This window comes from Streptomyces sp. BE20 (assembly GCF_036322525.1).
Taxonomy (GTDB): Bacteria; Actinomycetota; Actinomycetes; order Streptomycetales; family Streptomycetaceae; genus Kitasatospora.
Window position 1 is genome coordinate 83,854 of the sequence record NZ_JAQYWW010001017.1, and the last position, 17,261, is coordinate 101,114.

Sequence of the window (17,261 nt, forward strand, 5' to 3'; positions counted from 1 at the left end):
AAATTCACCGCTCCCTGCGTGCCGGCACCGGGGCCGGGCGCGCTGTGGTTCGTCGTCGTGGCAGCACCCGGGCCAGCTGTTTCCTGATCCGGGAGTTCTTGCTCCGGGCGGCCAGGGCCGCCTTCGCTCCCGAGCTGCTGCGTGCCAGGCAGAGCAGCACCCCGATCGCGGACATGGCCGACAGCATGGCGGAACCGCCGTAGGAGAACAGCGGGAGCGGGACGCCCGCGATGGGCAGCAGTCCCAGCGCCGATCCCAGGTTGATCACGGCCTGAGCCATGAGCCAGGTGATGGCGGCTCCCGCGGCGTACCTGACGAAGGGGTCCTTCGTGCCGATGGCCACACGGATACCCGCGTAGCCTAGTGCCGCGAAGAGACCGATCACCGACAGCGTCCCCACCAGTCCCAGTTCCTCGCCCGTCGTGGCGAAGATGAAGTCGGTGTGCGCCTCCGGGAGCTGGCCCCACTTCTCGACCCCGGCGCCGAGGCCGGAACCGAAGAGACCGCCGAGGCCGAACGAGTAGACGCCGTGCAGGGCCTGGAAGCAGGCGCCGGCCGGGTCGAGTTTGGTGACGCCGATGCAGGAGAGCCGCTCGGCGCGGTGCGGCACGGTGACCACCAGCGCGGTGCAGACCACCACGGCCACGCCGAGGGTCGCGACGAACAGCCGCAGCGGCGCGCCGACCATCCAGAGCAGGCCGAAGAGCATGGCCACCAGGATCATCGCGGTGCCCATGTCGCCGCCGAGCATGATCAGCGCGAGCAGCAGCAGGGCGCCGGGGACCAGCGGGACCAGCAGGTGCTTCCACTGGTCGAGCGTGCCGTTCTTCTGCTTCCGGGCCAGCAGGTCGGCGCCCCAGAGCACCAGGGCGAGCTTGGCGAACTCGGACGGCTGGAACTGGAACACGCCGAAATCCAGCCAGTTCCGGTTGCCGTTGACCTCCACGCCGACACCGGGGATCGCGACCAGGACGAGTGCGCCGATCACCCCGAGCATCACCGGGTAGACGATCACCCGCAGCACGGCCACCGGGACCAGGGCGAAGCCGACCAGCAGCGCGAAGCCGAGCAGCACCCCGACCAGCTGCTTGAAGAAGTAGAACTGGGTCGAGCGGTGCTGGCCCAGCGCGAGGATCTGCGAGGCCGAGAAGACCATCATCAGCCCGAGCGCCACCAGCAGCAGCGCCGTACCGGCGATCAGCAGGTAGGGCGTGAGCGGCCGGTCCAGGGCGTACCGCACGCGGGCCCGGAAGGCCTGCAGGCGGGCCACCGGGCCGGCCGACTTGTAGGCGGTGGTGGTGGCGGAGATCACCCGCCAGCGGCCGGCCGCCCCGTTCTCCGGTGCGCCCGAACCACCCGCCCTGCCCTGACCGCCGCCCACCCGTCCCGCTCTCCCTCTGCGCCTCGCCCGCCTCCGGGCCGCTCCGATCCGGCGCGGCCCCTCGGCTCGCGGTGCGGGGCCCGTCCGTGCTCAGGGTGTGTCCGACACGCCCTACGCGTCCGCCAGCCCCCGGACGGCCGCCGCGAAGAGGTCGCCGCGCTCGCCGTAGTTGGTGAACATGTCCATCGAGGCACAGGCCGGGGCCAGCAGCACCGTGTCACCCGTTCGGGCGAGCGAGGCGGCCGCGCGGACCACCTCGGCCATCGCCACCGCGCCAGTCTGGCCCTCGGCCGCCTCGATCACCGGGACATCCGGCGCGTGTCGTGCCAGCGCCTCCCGGATCAGCGCGCGGTCCTCGCCGATCAGCACGGCGGCGCGCAGCCGCTCGGCCGCGCCCTGGACCAGGTCGTCGAAGGCCGCGCCCTTGGCCAGGCCGCCGGCGATCCAGACGATCGGCCGGTAGGCGGAGAGCGAGGCCGCGGCGGCGTGGGTGTTGGTCGCCTTGGAGTCGTCGATGTACGTCACGCCGTCGACGACGCCGACCTCGGCGATCCGGTGGGCGTCCGGCCGGAAGGCGCGCAGGCCCTCCCGGACGGCCTTCGGGTCCACCCCGTAGGACCGGGCCAGGGCCGCGGCGGCGAGCGCGTTGGCGATGTTGTGCGGGGCCGGCGGGTTGACGTCCTCGACGGAGCCCAGCTCGGCCGCGTTCTTGGCCCGGTCCGACACGAAGGCACGGTCCACCAGCAGGCCGTCGACCACGCCGAAGTTCGACAGGCCGGGCGCACCGAGGCCGAAGCCGACCGCCCGGCAGCCCTCCTCGACGTCGGCCTCGCGGACCAGCGCCTCGGTGGCCGGATCGGCCAGGTTGTAGACGCACGCGACGACGTTGCCCTCGTAGATCCGGCCCTTGTCGGCGGCGTACGCCTCCATCGAGCCGTGCCAGTCGAGGTGGTCGGGGGCCAGGTTGAGCACGGCCGCCGAGTACGGGCGCAGCGAGGGCGCCCAGTGCAGCTGGTAGCTGGAGAGCTCGACGGCGAGCACGTCGTACGGCTCCTCGGCGAGCACGGCGTCCAGCACCGAGACCCCGACGTTGCCGACGGCGGCGGTGCGCCGGCCGGCGGCCGTGAGGATCGAGGCGAGCATCTGGACGGTGGTGGTCTTGCCGTTGGTGCCGGTGACGGCCAGCCAGGGAGCGGGCTCGCCGGTCGTGGCCAGCGGGCGGCGCAGCCGCCAGGCCAGTTCGACGTCGCCCCAGACCTCCGCGCCGGCCGCGGCGGCGGCCGCGAACAGCGGGCTGCTCGGCGGCCAGCCGGGCGAGGTGACGACCAGCCGGGTGCCGTCGGGCAGGCTGTCACCGTCGCCGAGGCGGACGGTCACCCCCTGGGCCTCCAGCTCGGCGGCGCGGGCCTTCAGGCCCTCGCCGCCGCCGCCGTCCACCACGGTGACGCGGGCGCCGAGTCCGTGCAGGACACGGGCCGCGCTGATGCCCGAGACTCCGAGCCCGGCGACGGCGACCGGCAGCCCGGCCCACTCGGGGTTGGTCATCCGGTCACCCATCCCGCGTAGAAGAGGCCGAGGCCGACGGCCACGCAGAGGCCCTGGATGATCCAGAACCGCACCACGACCAGGACTTCGCTCCAGCCCTTGAGTTCGAAGTGGTGCTGCAGCGGGGCCATCTTGAAGACGCGCTTGCCGGTCATCCGGAACGAGCCGACCTGGATGATCACCGAGAGGGTGATGATCACGAAGAGGCCGCCGAGCAGGATCAGCAGGATCTCGGTGCGCGAGCAGATCGCCAGACCGGCCATCGCACCGCCGAGGGCCAGCGAGCCGGTGTCGCCCATGAAGATCTTGGCGGGCGAGGTGTTCCACCAGAGGAAGCCGAAGCAGGAGCCCATCAGAGCGGCCGCGACCACGGCGAGGTCCAGCGGGTCCCGGACGTCGTAGCAGTTGGAGGTGGCCGAGACGGCGTACGCGCAGCTCTGGCCGTACTCCCAGACGCCGATGAAGGTGTAGGCGCCGAAGGCCATCACCGAGGCACCGGTGGCCAGGCCGTCCAGACCGTCCGTCAGGTTCACGCCGTTCGAGGTCGCGGCGATCAGGAAGTACGCGAAGATGACGAACAGCACCGGGCCGACCGACCACTCGAAGTCGCGGACGAACGAGAGGTGCTGGGAGGCCGGGGTGCGGTCGGCGCCGTCGGGGAACTGCAGCGCCAGGACGGCGAAGATCAGGCCGACGAGGGACTGCCCGGCGAGCTTCGCCTTGGCCCGCAGGCCGAGCGAACGGCGCTTGACGACCTTGATGTAGTCGTCGAGGAAACCCACCAGTCCCAGACCGGTCGTCAGGAACAGCACCAGCAGTCCGGAGGCGGTCGGGGATTCGCCCGTTATCGCCTTGGTGGCGAAGTAGGCGATGAGCGTCGCCAGGATGAAGGCGATGCCGCCCATGGTGGGCGTGCCCTTCTTGCTGTGGTGCGCCTTCGGGCCGTCGTCGCGGATGTACTGGCCGTAGCCCTGCCGGGCGAGCAGCTTGATCAGGGCCGGGGTGCCGAGCAGCGACAGGACCAGGCCGATCATGCCGGAGAAGAGGATCTGCTTCATTACTGGGCCGCACCGTCCGCGAGGATCGCCTCGGCCACCTTTTCGAGCCCCACCGAGCGGGACGCCTTCACCAGCACCACATCCCCCGGCCGCAGCTGACTGCGCAGCAGTTCGACCGCCGCGTCCGCGTCGGACACCAGCACCGACTCCTCACCCCACGAACCTTCGTTCCTCGCGCCCAGTTCCATACAGGCCGCCTCGCGTCCGCCGACCGCCACCAGTTTGGTGACGTCCAGCCGGACCGCGAGCCGCCCGATGGCGTCGTGCTCGGCCAGGCTCTCCTCGCCGAGCTCCCGCATCTCGCCGAGCACCGCCCAGGTACGGCGACGCTCCGGACCTCGTCCCCCCATCGAGACCAGCGCCCGCAGCGCGGCCCGCATCGAGTCGGGGTTCGCGTTGTAGGCGTCGTTGACGACGGTGACACCATCGGCCCGGTCGACGACCTCCATGCGCCAGCGGGACAGCGCACCCGCCTCACTCAGTGCTTCGGCGGTGTCGTCGACGGTCATCCCGAGCTCCGTCGCCACCGCTGCGGCGGCGAGGGCGTTCGAGACGTGGTGCTCACCGTACAGGCGCAGCTGCACGGGTGCGGAACCGGCGGGGGTCGTCAACGTGAAGGATGGCCGTCCGGTGGAGTCCAGACGAACATCCTGTGCGCGGACCCGGGCGTCCGGGGATTCGCCGAAGAACACCACCCTGGCCTTGGTGCGCGCGGCCATTGCGCGCACCAACCGGTCGTCGATGTTGAGGATCGCGACGCCGTCGGCCGGGAGCGCCTCGACCAGCTCGCCCTTGGCCTCGGCGATCGCCTCCTGCGAGCCGAACTCGCCGACGTGCGCGGTGCCGACGTTCAGCACCAGGCCGATCCGGGGCGGGGTGATCGAGGTGAGGTACTCGATGTCGCCCTTGTGCCGGGCTCCCATCTCCAGCACCAGGTGCCGGGTGGCGTCCTCGACCCGCAGGGCGGTCATCGGGTGGCCGATCTCGTTGTTGAGCGAGCCGGGCGGGTAGACGGTGTCGCCGAGGCGCAGGAGCAGCTGGGCGATCAGGTCCTTGGTGCTGGTCTTGCCGGCCGAGCCGGTGAGGGCCACGACGGTGGCGCCGGCGCGGCCGACGACCGCGCGGGCCAGCTTGCCGAGCGCGTCCACCACGCTGTCGACCAGGACGGTGGGGCCGCCGACCGGGCGGGAGGCCAGCACCGCGACGGCGCCCGCCGCGACGGCGGTGGCGGCGTAGTCGTGGCCGTCCACGTGCTCGCCGACGAAGGCCGCGAAGAGGCCGCCGGGGACGACCTTGCGGGAGTCGACCTCGACCGGGCCGGTCACCAGGGCGTCGGGGTCGGCGTCGGCCAGGGTGCCCCCGACTGCTGCGGCCACCTCGGCGAGGGTCAGTGCGATCACTGCTGCTCTACTCCTCCGGTGCCCCGGGCGGCCGTGGTCCGTGCCACGACGTCCTGTCCGATGGCGTCACGCAGCACCTCCCGGTCGTCGAAGGGGCGGATCTCGTCTCGTACGTACTGGCCGAGCTCGTGGCCCTTGCCGGCCACCAGCACGGTGTCACCGGCCCGGGCGCGGGTGATGGCCAACTGGATCGCCTCGGCCCGGTCGGGGACGACCAGGACGGTGCCGCGCTCGGCCTCGGGCACCGCGGCGGCGCCGGCGAGCATGGTGGCGAGGATCGCCAGCGGGTCCTCGCTGCGCGGGTTGTCGCTGGTCAGCAGGGCGGTGTCGGCGAGCCGGGCGGCAATGCCGCCCATCGGGGCGCGCTTGTGCGGGTCGCGGTCGCCGCCGCAGCCGACCACCACGTGCAGCCGGCCCTTGGTGACCTCGCGCAGGGAGCCGAGGACGGCCTCCAGCGCGTCCGGCTTGTGCGCGTAGTCGACCACCGCGACGTACGGCTGACCGGCGTCGACCCGCTCCAGCCGGCCCGGCACGCCGGGAACGGCCGCGATGCCGGCCACGGCCCGGTCCAGCGGGAGGCCGGCGGTCGCCAGCACGGCGATCGCCGCCAGCGCGTTGGCGACGTTGAACGGGCCGGGCAGCGGGACGGCCGCGTCCGCCTCGGCGCCGTCGGGGCCGAGCACCCGGAACGTCGAGCCGACCGGGCCGAGCTGGACGTCCACCGCGCGCCAGTCCGCCTCGGGCGCGCCGGTGGCGGAGAAGGTCACGACCGGGATCTTCGCCTCGGCGGCCAGCCGGCGGCCGTAGGCGTCGTCCAGGTTGGCCACGCCGGCGCGGGACTTGCCGGGCTGGAAGAGCCGGGCCTTCGCCTGGAAGTAGTCCTCCATGTCCGGGTGGAAGTCGAGGTGCTCGGGCGTGAGGTTGTTGAACAGCGCCACGTCGTAGACCACGCCGTCGGTGCGGCCGTAGACCAGCGCGTGGCTGGAGACCTCCATGGTCACCGCGTCCGCGCCGCGCTCGCCCATCACGGCGAGGATCGCGTGCAGGTCGGTGGCCTCGGGGGTGGTCCGCTCGCTCTTGATCCGCTCGGTGCCGACCCGCATCTCGACGGTGCCGATGACCCCGGGGCTGCGCCCGGCGCCGTGCAGACCGCCCTCGACCAGGTAGGAGGTGGTGGTCTTGCCGTTGGTGCCGGTCAGCCCGATCATCAGCAGCCGCTCGGAGGGCCGGTCGTAGACGGCGGCGGCCAGCTCGCCCATCCGGGCCCGCGGGCGGTCGACGACCAGCAGCGGCAGGCCGGTGCCGGCGGCCAGCTCGGCGCCGGCCGGGTCGGTGAGCACCGCCACGGCGCCGGCCGCGGCGGCCTGCCCGGCGAAGGACGCGCCGTGGTGGTTGGCGCCCGGGAACGCCACGTACACGTCGCCGGGACGGACCTCGCGGGCGTTGTGGGTGACGCCGGTGATCTCGGGTCCTTCGACGGGGTCGAGACCCAGCAGTCGGGCGACCTCGGCGAGCGGCCGGGCCCCCGTCCGGGCGGGGCGGGGCGGGCTCACGGTGGTTTGATCGGGTTTCGGCACGGCGGAGAGGCTATCCGCCGAAGGGCTTCCAGGGCCAAACCGGCCCTTTCCCGTACCGGCGGCCGCACCCGCCCGGTCGTTGCTCATGGTCGATCACGGCTTCCACTCGACGGGCAGGTTGGGCGCCTCGCTACCGCTCGGCGGGACCTGGAGGGTCTTGAGGGTGAACTCCATCACCTGCTTGAACACCGGGCCGCAGAGCTGGCCGCCGAAGTGGCCGTTGACCGGGTCCTGGATCACGCAGGAGACGGTGACCCGCGGCTGGTCGGCCGGGGCGAAGCCGATGAAGGACGCGGTGTAGCCGCGGTACCCGCCGGTCTTGGGGTCCACCCGGTTGGCGGTGCCGGTCTTCCCGGCCACCCGGTAGCCGGGGATGGCGGCCTTGCCGCCGGTCCCCTGCTCGTCGGAGACGACCGACTCCAGCATCTCGGTGAGGGTCTTGGCGGTCTGTTCGCCGACCACCCGGGACTGCGCGCCCTGTGCGGCCGGGGTGTACCTGCCGTCCGGTGCGGTGGTGCCCTGCACGACGCTGGGCGTCACCCGGACCCCGCCGTTGGCGATGGTCGAGAACACCGAGGTCGCCTGCAGGGCGTTGACCGACAGGCCCTGCCCGAACGGGATGGTGTACTGCTTGGACGCCTTCCAGTCCTCCGGCTTGTCGAGCAGGCCGGCGGTCTCGCCGGGGAAGTCCAGGCCGGTGTGCTCGCCGATGCCGAACTTCCGCAGGTAGTCGTAGAGGACCCGGTTGGCCTCGGGCTGGGTCGCGCCGAGCGTCTGGGCGGCCTCGATGGTGCCGATGTTGGAGGACTTGGCGAGCACGCCGGCCAGGGTGAGGTACCAGGTGTCGTGCAGGACGTCGTCCTTGAACGCCACGTCGCCGCGGACCAGCGGGTACGGCACGGTGACCTTGGTGTCCCAGGTGGCCTTGCCGGTGTCCAGGACCGCCGCCATGGTCATCAGCTTGGCAGTGGAGCCCGGCTCGTAGGCGTCCTGCAGGGCCGCGTTCCCGAGCTGCGAGTTCCTGGCCGTGCTCAGGTCGTTCGGGTTGAAGCCCGGCGAGGAGGCCATCGCCAGCACCTGGCCGTTCTTCACGTCCTGGACGATGACGTAGCCCTTCTCCGCCCCGGCGTTGGCGACCTGGTCGGTGATGGCCCGCTGGGCGGCCCACTGGATGTCGCGGTTGACGGTCAGTCGCAGGTCGGTGCCGGGCACGGCGGGCTCCAGCGAGCCGCCGGCGGTGGGCACCAGGCGACCGCCGGCCTGGGCGTAGCTGCTGTGGCCGTCCTTGCCGGACAGCTCGTGCTGGTACTGCTGTTCCAGACCGCCTGCGCCCTCGCCCTCGGCGTTGACGAAGCCGACCAGGTTGGCGGCCAGGCCGTCGGAGGGGTAGACCCGCTTCTGGGTGTCCCGGTTGAAGACCCCGGCCAGCGGGTTGACGCACTCGTTGTCGAGCCTGGTCCGGCCGCCGTCCTCGACGGACTTGTTCAGCAGCCGCTTCTGGGCCTGGCAGCCCCGCGAGCCGGCCTGCTTCTCCAGGCTCGACTTGAGGTCGCTGATCTGGTTCTTGACGTCCGGGGTCTGCTGGGCGGCCAGCCGCTTGTAGCGGGCCTTGGGGGTGTGCAGGTCGGCGGCGATCCGCTCCTTGGGCAGGCCGAGGATCGGCGCCAGCAGAGCGGCGGCCTGCTCGGGGGCGTCCGGGAGGCCGGTGGCCTCGGGGGTGAACATCGCGGGGTCGGCGGTGATGTCGTACGCGTCGACGGTGGTGGCCAGGGCGACCCCGTCGGAGGACGTTATCGAGCCGCGCTCGGCGGTGATCGGGATGTTCAGGTACCGGTTGGTGTTGGCGTCGGCGGCCAGCGCGTCGGAGTCCAGCAGCTGGAGCTGGACCAGCCGTCCGGCGAAGATCGAGAAGACGACCGAGAGCACGATGGTGATCACCCGCAGCCGGCGGCGCGGGTCCGCCAGCCGGATCCCCCGCGGCTGCGGGCGGCGCTGCGGCGGACGCGGGCGCGGCCGGTCCCCCGCCTGGCCGGCGCGGGCCGGCGGGCGGCCCTCGGGGCGGCGCTGCTGCGGGGTGCGGGGCGTGCGGGCGGCGGCCCTCGGGTCCCGCCCGGCGGCCGGCTGGGCCTTGGCCCCGGGCTGGCGCGCCTGGGACTGCTTCGCGGGCGACGGCTTCGCGGGCGGTTGCTTGGCGCGGGCCGGCTGCCCCTTGGCGGGCTGGGCGCGCCCGGCGGCCGGCGGCTTGCCGGTGGACTGCCCGCGCGGGACCGGCCGGGGCGCGGCGCCCTTGACGGGACGGCGTCCGCCGTTGCCGCCGCTGCCGCCGTTTGCGCCGGAGGGCTGACGGGGTGTGCTCATCGGGCTGCGCCCCCGCCCGTGGCCGGCGCCGGCTGCGGCGCGGTCGGGTTGAGCTGGACGGTGACGTCGCCGCCGGGGGCCGGGGCGTTCGGCGCCGCGGTGGTGGGCTGCGCCGCCGCCGGGGATCCGGGCTGGGCACCGGGTTGGGCGCTCGGCGCCGGCTGCTTCCCGGGCCACGGTTCCACGGTGGACCGTTTCACCGGCGGGCTGTCCTGGGCCGGCTTCGGCGTGCCGACCACCGCGCCGCCGTTCGGCAGGTCGAGGAAGGCCATCCCGCCGGCCGGCACCATGCCCAGCTCGGCGGCCCGGCGGGCCAGCGCGTCCGGCGCGGAGTTCTGGTCGATCTGGTGCTGAAGCCCCTGCTGCTCGTCGGTGAGCACGGTGGTCTGCCGCTGCAGCCTGGACAGCTCGAAGGAGCCCTCGTTGAGGGCGGTGTTCAGTGCCAGCAGCCCGAGCAGTCCGGCCCCGAGCAGCACCACCACCAGCACCGCGAACGGCGTCCGCCCCCGTACCTGGCGTCGCCCGGGGCGGACGGTGATCCGCGCCCTGCCGCCCTGCCCGGGGAGCACCCTGCTCCCCGCCCCGCCTCCGGCCACCGGCCCCACCGTCTTTCCTCCGCCCTTCGGACCGTCCCGGTGCCGGTCAGCCCCGGGTGCTTCGGTCCCTGATCCTCTCCGCCACCCGCAGCCGTACGGGTGCGGCGCGCCGGTTCTCCTCGATCTCCTCCTCGGTGGCCTGCTCGGCACCGCGGGTGATCAGCTTGAGCCAGGGCTGGTGCTCCTCCGGGACGAACGGCAGCCCCGGCGGGGCGGTGTTGGTCGCCCCGGCCGCGAAGCACTGCTTGACCAGGCGGTCCTCCAGCGACTGGTAGGACATCACGGCGATCCGCCCGCCGATGGGCAGGACGCCCAGAGCCCCGGGAATCGCCCGCTCCAGGACCTCCAGCTCGCCGTTGACCTCGATCCGCAGCGCCTGGAACGTGCGCTTGGCCGGGTTCCCGCCGGTGCGGCGGGTGGCGGCCGGGATGGCGTTGCGCACCAACTCGACCAGACGCGCGCTGTTGGTGAACGGTTCCTTCTCGCGTTCGCGCAGGATCACCGAGGCGATCTTCCCGGCGAACCGCTCCTCGCCGTAGAACTTGAGGATCCGGGCCAGCTCGCCGTGGCTGTAGGTGTTCAGCACCTCGGCCGCGCTGATCCCGCGGGTCTGGTCCATCCGCATGTCCAGCGGCGCGTCCTGCGCGTACGCGAACCCGCGCTCGGCCTCGTCCAGCTGCATGGAGGAGACCCCGAGGTCGAAGAGGATGCCGTCGGCCTTCGGGATGTCCAGGCGCTCCAGCACCTCGGGGATCTCGTCGTAGACGGCGTGCACCAGGGTGGCCCGTTCGCCGAAGGGGGCCAGCCGCTCGCCGGAGAGCTTGAGCGCCGCCGTGTCGCGGTCCACCGCCACCAGCCGGACGTCCGGGAACTGGGTGAGCAGCGCCTCGCTGTGGCCACCGAGGCCGAGGGTGGCGTCCACCACCACCGCACCGGGCCGGGAGATCGCCGGGGCCAGCGCGTCCATGCACCGCTGCAGCATCACCGGGACGTGCTTGGGGGCCGGATCGTTGGTGGTCATTGCGCGGTGGCGCCCTTCCTCGGTGCGGAGCCGCCCGAAGTACGGGAGCTCGGACCATTCTGTCCCACCACGCCGCGAAGCAGACGCAGGGGCCGGGCCGCGGCCCGTGGGCCCCGCCCGCTCCTTGGGGAAGGTCGTGACCGCCCGGCACCGGGGAAGGTGCGCCAGGTGGCACGGAGCGGGTGGAGGCCACGGGCCGAGTCGGCCGCCGCACCGGCCGGAAACGCCCGGTTGACGGGCCCCGGCGGGTGTGCTCCACTGCGCCGCAACTCTACCGCGCACGCCCCGTCAGTCAATGGCCCGCTCCGGCGCACCACCCGGGCGGCGGTACGGATCACCGCAGGTCGCGACGGTGCTCGTGGCACATGCCGGACGCCGCGGCCGCGCCGGCCGCGGTGCCGCACGCCCCGGTACCGGGCACCGCCCCGGACAGCGGACGGGACGGGTCGGGGCCGGACCGGGACCGGGTCGGACAAATCCGTCCGTATCGCCCGGAAGCAGCGGCGCCTTGTGGATATGCGCTCGGTCACACGGGCCCGCTCTGTCGCCATCAGCCCCACCAAGACCCGGCGAATCGCACTAACGTCTTCACCATGACAGTGACCCCCGACCGGCCCACGCCGACCGCCGCTGCCGACGCCCCGACACCCACCATCATCGACCGCTTCGTCGCGGCCAACCGCGAGTACGCGGTGACCTTCCGCGACGGCGGGATGGACGCCCGCCCGGTGCAGAAGATCGCCGTGGTCGCCTGCATGGACGCCCGCCTCGACCTGTTCGCCGCGCTCGGCCTCGAACTCGGCGACGCCCACGTCATCCGCAACGCGGGCGGCGTGGTCACCGACGACACCATCCGTTCCCTCACCATCAGCCAGCGCGCCCTGGGCACCCGCTCGGTCGCGCTGATCCACCACACCGGCTGCGGCCTGCTCGGCCTCACCGAGGACTTCCGCCGCGAGCTGGAGCAGGAGGTCGGACAGCGCCCGCAGTGGGCGGTCGAATCCTTCGTCGACCTGGACAGTGACGTCCGGCAGTCCATGCAGCGCGTCCGCACCTCTCCGTTCCTGCTGCACACCGACAACGTGCGCGGCTTCGTCTTCGACGTCCACACCGGGCTGCTGCGCGAGATCCACTGACCCCGTCCATCCGGTCGGCCCGGCCAGCGTCGCCCGGGCCAGCCGGACGCTCCCCGGAAGCCCCCCGGCCCGCCTCCCCGGCACGGCCGCCCGAGGGTGCCCGGTCCGGAGGGTGACTTCTGACCACCGCCCGGGGGAGAATGCGCCTGCCGGTCCGGCCTCGAACCACCTGGGGCGGCCGGTCGCAGGCCGTACTCCGGCACCGGCTCCCGGAACACGGAACCGCTCCCGGAGGGGCCGCGTCCAGCATGGGGTGGGGGCCGGCCTCAACGGAGGCGGGCACGTGGTGTGCCAGGGAGCGAACGGGTGACGAGCTACAACGATCAGGCCGGTCTCGACGGTCGTGCAGGGGGCGACCGGGAGACGCCGGGGTACCACCCCGTCGGTCTGCCGGAACTCGCCGCCGTCGTGGACCGGATCCGCGGCAACATCGAGAGCGTGATCGAGGGCAAGCCGGAGGCCATCCGGATCGCCCTGACCGTCCTGCTCGCCGAGGGCCACCTGCTGCTGGAGGACGTGCCCGGCGTCGGCAAGACCATGCTGGCCAAGGCGCTGGCCCGGTCCGTCGACTGCACCGTGCGGCGCATCCAGTTCACCCCGGACCTGCTGCCCTCGGACGTCACCGGCACCAACATCTTCGACCAGCACCAGCGCGACTTCGAGTTCCGGCCGGGCGCGATCTTCGCCCAGATCGTCGTCGGCGACGAGATCAACCGGGCCTCGCCGAAGACCCAGTCCGCGCTGCTGGAGTCGATGGAGGAGCGTCAGGTCACCATCGACGGCACCAGCTACGAGCTGCCCTCGCCGTTCATGGTCGTGGCCACCCAGAACCCGGTCGAGATGGAGGGCACCTACCCCCTCCCCGAGGCCCAGCGGGACCGCTTCATGGCCCGGATCTCGATGGGCTACCCGAGCCCCGAGGCCGAGTTCGCCATGCTCGACGTGCACGCCGGCGCGAGCCCGCTGGACGACCTCCAGCCGGTCGCGCACGCCTCCGACATCCTCAAGCTGATCGACCTGGTCCGCACCGTGCACATCGCCGACCCGGTCCGCCGCTACGCCGTCGACCTGGTCTCCGCCACCCGCACCAGCCACGAGCTGCGCCTCGGCGCCTCGCCCCGCGCCACCCTGCACCTGGTCCGGGCCGCCCGCGCCGCCGCCGCCCTGGACGGCCGCGACTACGTCACCCCGGACGACCTCCAGCGCCTCGCCGTCCCGGTGCTCGCCCACCGCCTGATGCCGACCGCCGAGACCCAGCTCAGCCGCCGCACCTCCGAGCAGATCGTGGCCGAGCTGGTCGCCCGCCTGCCGCTCCCGCGCCCGCAGGGCGCCCCCGCCACGCGGAGGAGCTGAGGTGGGCCCGTCCGACGAACCGTCGGGCCTGCGCGCCGGCCTGCGCGGCCTCACCACCCGGGGCCGTTCCTTCCTCGCCGCCGGGGTGACCGCGGTGGTCTGTGCGTACCTGCTCGACCAGGATGCCCTGCTGCGCGTCGGCGTCCTGCTCGCCGCGCTGCCGCTGGCCGCCGCCCTGCTGCTGTCCAACACCCGCTACCGGGTGGCCAGTGGCCGGCGGCTCAGCCCGCGCCGGGCGGTGGCCGGCCAGGAGGCCCGGGTCCACCTGCGGGTGGACAACGTCTCCCGGGTCCCCACCGGCCTGCTGCTGCTGGAGGACAAGGTCCCGTACGTGCTCGGGCCGCGCCCGCGGTTCGTGCTGGACCGGGTCGAGCCCCGCGGCAACCGCGAGGTCTCCTACCGGGTCCGCTCCGACCTCCGAGGCCGCTACCCGCTCGGCCCGCTCCAGCTGCGGCTCTCCGACCCGTTCGGGATGTGCGAGCTGAACCGCTCGTTCTCCGCGTCCGACGTGCTCACCGTCGTCCCGCAGATCCTGCCGCTACCGTACGTCCGGCTCAGCGGCGAGTGGGCCGGCCAGGGCGACAGCCACGCCCGGGCCCTGGCCCTGGCCGGTGACGACGACGTCATCCTGCGCGAGTACCGCCCCGGCGACGACCTCCGCCGGGTGCACTGGAAGTCCACCGCCCGCTACGGCGAGCTGATGGTCCGCCGCGAGGAGCAGCCCCGCAAGGCCCGGGCCACCGTCCTGCTGGACACCCGCGAGGTGGGCCACCGGGGCAGCGGCCCCGCCTCCTCCTTCGAATGGGCGGTCTCCTGCACCGCCTCGGTCACCGCCCACCTGCTGGAACGCGGTTACCAGACCCGGCTGCTGACCGACACCGGACTCGCCGTCCCCGGGAGCGGCGCCGGCGGCGGCAACACGGCGGCCGACGCCTCCGGCCTGATCCTGGACGCCCTCGCCGTGGCCGACCTCTCCGAGGGCGCCGGGCTCTCCCGCGCCGAGGAACCGCTGCGGGCCGGCGGGGAGGGCCTGCTGGTCGCCGTCCTCGGCGACCTGGACGAGGAGCAGGTCGCCCGGCTGGCCCGGCTGCGCAACCGCACCGGTGGCGCCGTGGCCTTCCTCCTCGACACCGCCACCTGGGCCGGCCTCCGCATGCTCGCCCCCGACACCGGCGGCGACGAGTTCCGCGACCGGGTGCTCCGCCTGCGCGAGGCCGGATGGACCGTCCTGCCCGTCCGTGCCGGCGACTCGGTCACCGAACTGTGGCGGGCCGCCGACCGGGCCGAGGCGCCCTCCCCCTACCGAAACGAGGCCGGCGCGTGACCACCCGGGCCAAACTGACCGCGTACTCGGCGCTGGCCACCGCCCTGGCCGCGCTCTGCCTGACCCCGCTGCTGACCACCAAGGGCTGGATCACCCACGCGTACCTGGTGGTGGCCGTGATCGCGGTCGTCGGCGCGGGCCTGCGGCGCACGCCGCTCTACCGCTGGGCCGTCCCGCTCGGCCAACTGGTCGCGCTCCTCCTCCTGCTGCTGCTCGCCTTCGCGGCCTCCGGCGCCTCCTGGGGCGGGATCGTCCCCGGTCCCGAGTCGCTGCGCACCCTCGCCCGGGCGTTCGAGCAGGGGCTGAACGACATCCGGGAGTACGCCATCCCCGCCCCGCCCAGCGCGGGCCTGCGGCTGATCATGATCACCTCGATCGGCCTGATCGCCGTCGCGGTGGACACCGTCGCGGTGACGTACCGGCGCTCGGCGCTGGCCGGGCTGCCGCTGCTGGCGCTCTACTCGGTCGGCAACGGCCTGGCCGGCGACCGGGGCAACTGGCTCTGGTTCGCGGCCGCCGCGGCCGGCTACCTGGTCCTGCTCTTCGCCGAGGGCCAGGACCGGGTCTCCCGCTGGGGCCGGGTCTTCCGCGGCACCCCGCACGGCACCGAGGGCAGCTCCGGCGGACTCAGCCAGAGCGGCCGGCAGGTCGGCGTGGTGGCACTCGCGCTCGCCCTGCTGCTGCCGGCCTTTCTGCCGCGCTGGAGCTCCGGTCTGGTGAACAGCGGCGGCACCGCGAGCTCCGGCAAGCACGGCGGCGCCGGCGGCTTCAACAGCCTCGATCCCCTGGTCGCCCTGAACGACGCGCTCCCCGAGCCCCGCAACGTCGAGCTGCTCACCTACAAGATGGACAGCCCGCTGGCCGACAGCACCTACCTGCGCACCGGCTCGCTGGACGCCTTCGACGGCACCAGGTGGAAGCTCAGCTCCACCGACACGACCGAGTTCAAGGGCACCCTGCCGGCCCCCGACGGCCTGACCGTGCCCGACTTCCCGGAGCTGAAGACCACGGTCAGGATCAGCGACCGGCTGGAGAACGCCTGGCTCCCGATGCCCTACCCGGCCCGGACCGTCTCACTGCGCAACACCGCCGACTGGCAGCTCGACTCGCTCACCTCGGCCCTCCAACCGACCCGGGACAAGGCGATCAAGGGTCTGGGCTACACGGTCACCTCGCTGTACGTCGGCCCCACCGCCGCCGAACTGCGCAGCGCCCCCCAGGCGCCCGACCGGATCCGGGCCCAGTACCTCGACCTGCCGAGGGACCTGCCGCCGATCGTCCGCCAGAAGGCCGTCTCCGTCACCCAGCAGGCGAGGACCCCCTACGACAAGGCGGTCGCGCTGCAGGAGTGGTTCACCCGCTCCGGCTTCACCTACGACGTCAAGACCCGGTCCGACAGCGGCAGCGACGCGATGGCCGACTTCCTGACCCGGCGCCGGGGCTACTGCGTCCACTTCGCCTCCACCATGGCCGCGATGGCGCGCGTCCTGGACATCCCCGCCCGGGTCGCGCTCGGCTTCACGCCCGGCGACACCAAGGGCGGCGACGTCTACTCGGTGACCGACTCGATGTACCACGCCTGGCCCGAGCTGTACTTCGAGGGCTACGGCTGGATGCGCTTCGAGCCCACCCCGACCCGCGGCGTGCAGCCCGAGTACAGCGACCAGGTCGCCGCGCCGACCACCGCACCGACCACGCAGCCGACCGCGCAGCCGCAGCCCAGCGCCTCGGCGCAGTTGCCGTCCGCCAACCCCGACTGCGACCCGAAGCTGCGCAGCATGGGCGAGTGCGGGGAGCGGGACAAGTCCGCCGGCGGTGCCCTGGCCGACTCCTGGCTGTTCTCCGGGAAGACCCTGGCCACCCTGGCCTCCGCCCTGGTGCTGCTCGCGCTGCTGCTCACCCCGATGGTCTGGCGGGCGCTGCTGCGCCGGCGCCGGCTCGGAGCCGGCGGGCGGCGGCGCCCCGGAGGGGAGGGGTCGGTCGAACTCACCGACGAGCAGGTGATGGCCGCCTGGGACGAGCTGATCGACTCCGCCTGGGACCTCGGCATCCCGCCCGACGAGTCGCGGACCCCGCGCTCCGCCGCGCGCCGGATCGCCGAGACCGCCGAGCTCGACGAGGCCGCGGCGGCGGCGGCCGGGCGGGTGGCGCTGGCCACCGAGCGGGTCCTCTACGCCCGGACCACGCAGGTCACCACGCCGCTGGCGGCGGACGTCCGGACCGCCCGCGACGGCCTGCGGGCCGGCGCGGGCCGGCGCGGCCGGGCCAGGGCGCTGCTCCTGCCCGCGTCCTCGGCCCAGCTCTGGTGGCGCCTCTCGGACGCGGTGCTGGCGGCCCGGCTGGCAGTGCGCCGCAGGGCCGCGCGGCTGACCGCCGCCGTCACCGGGCCGGTCCGCCGGGCCCTGCGGCGGCGGAAGGGCGACGGTCCGGAGTCCTGACACACCGGCTCCCGTCCCCGTCCGGCTCCCCTGCGGGTGCCGGACGGGAGCCCGGGGACAACGGAGAGGGCGGG

Annotated in this window: 12 protein-coding genes; 4 read left to right on the plus strand and 8 right to left on the minus strand. The window is 73.6% G+C overall.

Annotation, left to right across the window (positions count from 1 at the left end):
• Nucleotides 1–4 precede the first annotated feature (4 nt).
• The 8 genes from ftsW to rsmH form a co-directional block, all read right to left on the minus strand.
• Nucleotides 5–1,312 carry a putative lipid II flippase FtsW gene (gene ftsW, locus PUR61_RS27645; protein WP_380520418.1) on the minus strand — a complete coding sequence of 436 codons (1,308 nt, stop codon included), beginning with the start codon at nucleotides 1,310–1,312 and terminating at the stop codon, nucleotides 5–7.
• Nucleotides 1,313–1,492: 180 nt separating this feature from the next.
• Entirely contained in the window at nucleotides 1,493–2,926 is a 1,434-nt protein-coding gene (murD, locus tag PUR61_RS27650; protein ID WP_329882145.1) for a UDP-N-acetylmuramoyl-L-alanine--D-glutamate ligase, read from the minus strand.
• Complete coding sequence (mraY, locus tag PUR61_RS27655) at nucleotides 2,923–3,984, minus strand: phospho-N-acetylmuramoyl-pentapeptide-transferase (protein WP_329882146.1); 1,062 nt, start codon at nucleotides 3,982–3,984, stop codon at nucleotides 2,923–2,925. Before mraY ends, murD begins: the two co-directional genes overlap by 4 nt.
• Nucleotides 3,984–5,384 carry a UDP-N-acetylmuramoyl-tripeptide--D-alanyl-D-alanine ligase gene (locus PUR61_RS27660; protein ID WP_329882148.1) on the minus strand — a complete coding sequence of 467 codons (1,401 nt, stop codon included), beginning with the start codon at nucleotides 5,382–5,384 and terminating at the stop codon, nucleotides 3,984–3,986. The genes mraY and PUR61_RS27660 overlap by 1 nt, the downstream gene beginning before the upstream one ends.
• A complete protein-coding gene (locus PUR61_RS27665; protein WP_329882149.1) occupies nucleotides 5,381–7,048 on the minus strand; it encodes a UDP-N-acetylmuramoyl-L-alanyl-D-glutamate--2,6-diaminopimelate ligase in 1,668 nt (555 codons plus the stop codon). Before PUR61_RS27665 ends, PUR61_RS27660 begins: the two co-directional genes overlap by 4 nt.
• A 6-nt stretch (nucleotides 7,049–7,054) precedes the next feature.
• Complete coding sequence (locus PUR61_RS27670) at nucleotides 7,055–9,319, minus strand: peptidoglycan D,D-transpeptidase FtsI family protein (protein ID WP_329882150.1); 2,265 nt, start codon at nucleotides 9,317–9,319, stop codon at nucleotides 7,055–7,057.
• Complete coding sequence (locus tag PUR61_RS27675; protein ID WP_329882151.1) at nucleotides 9,316–9,888, minus strand: cell division protein FtsL; 573 nt, start codon at nucleotides 9,886–9,888, stop codon at nucleotides 9,316–9,318. The genes PUR61_RS27670 and PUR61_RS27675 overlap by 4 nt, the downstream gene beginning before the upstream one ends.
• Nucleotides 9,889–9,961: 73 nt before the next feature.
• Entirely contained in the window at nucleotides 9,962–10,936 is a 975-nt protein-coding gene (gene rsmH, locus PUR61_RS27680) for a 16S rRNA (cytosine(1402)-N(4))-methyltransferase RsmH (RefSeq protein WP_329882152.1), read from the minus strand.
• 593 nt (nucleotides 10,937–11,529) lie between these two features.
• On the opposite strand from rsmH, the gene PUR61_RS27685 reads away from it, so the two are divergent.
• The 4 genes from PUR61_RS27685 (at nucleotide 11,530) to PUR61_RS27700 (ending at nucleotide 17,187) form a co-directional block, all read left to right on the plus strand.
• Nucleotides 11,530–12,072, plus strand: a complete 543-nt coding sequence (locus tag PUR61_RS27685; protein WP_329882153.1) for a beta-class carbonic anhydrase — start codon at nucleotides 11,530–11,532, stop codon at nucleotides 12,070–12,072.
• A 306-nt stretch (nucleotides 12,073–12,378) separates the two neighbouring features.
• A complete protein-coding gene (locus PUR61_RS27690) occupies nucleotides 12,379–13,425 on the plus strand; it encodes an AAA family ATPase (RefSeq protein WP_380363915.1) in 1,047 nt (348 codons plus the stop codon).
• Between the two features lies 1 nt (nucleotide 13,426).
• Nucleotides 13,427–14,749, plus strand: coding sequence for a DUF58 domain-containing protein (locus PUR61_RS27695; protein WP_329882154.1), 1,323 nt, complete (start codon nucleotides 13,427–13,429; stop codon nucleotides 14,747–14,749).
• Nucleotides 14,746–17,187: a transglutaminase family protein gene (locus PUR61_RS27700; protein WP_329882155.1), complete on the plus strand. Its 2,442-nt coding sequence runs from the start codon at nucleotides 14,746–14,748 to the stop codon at nucleotides 17,185–17,187. Before PUR61_RS27695 ends, PUR61_RS27700 begins: the two co-directional genes overlap by 4 nt.
• Nucleotides 17,188–17,261: the final 74 nt, after the last annotated feature.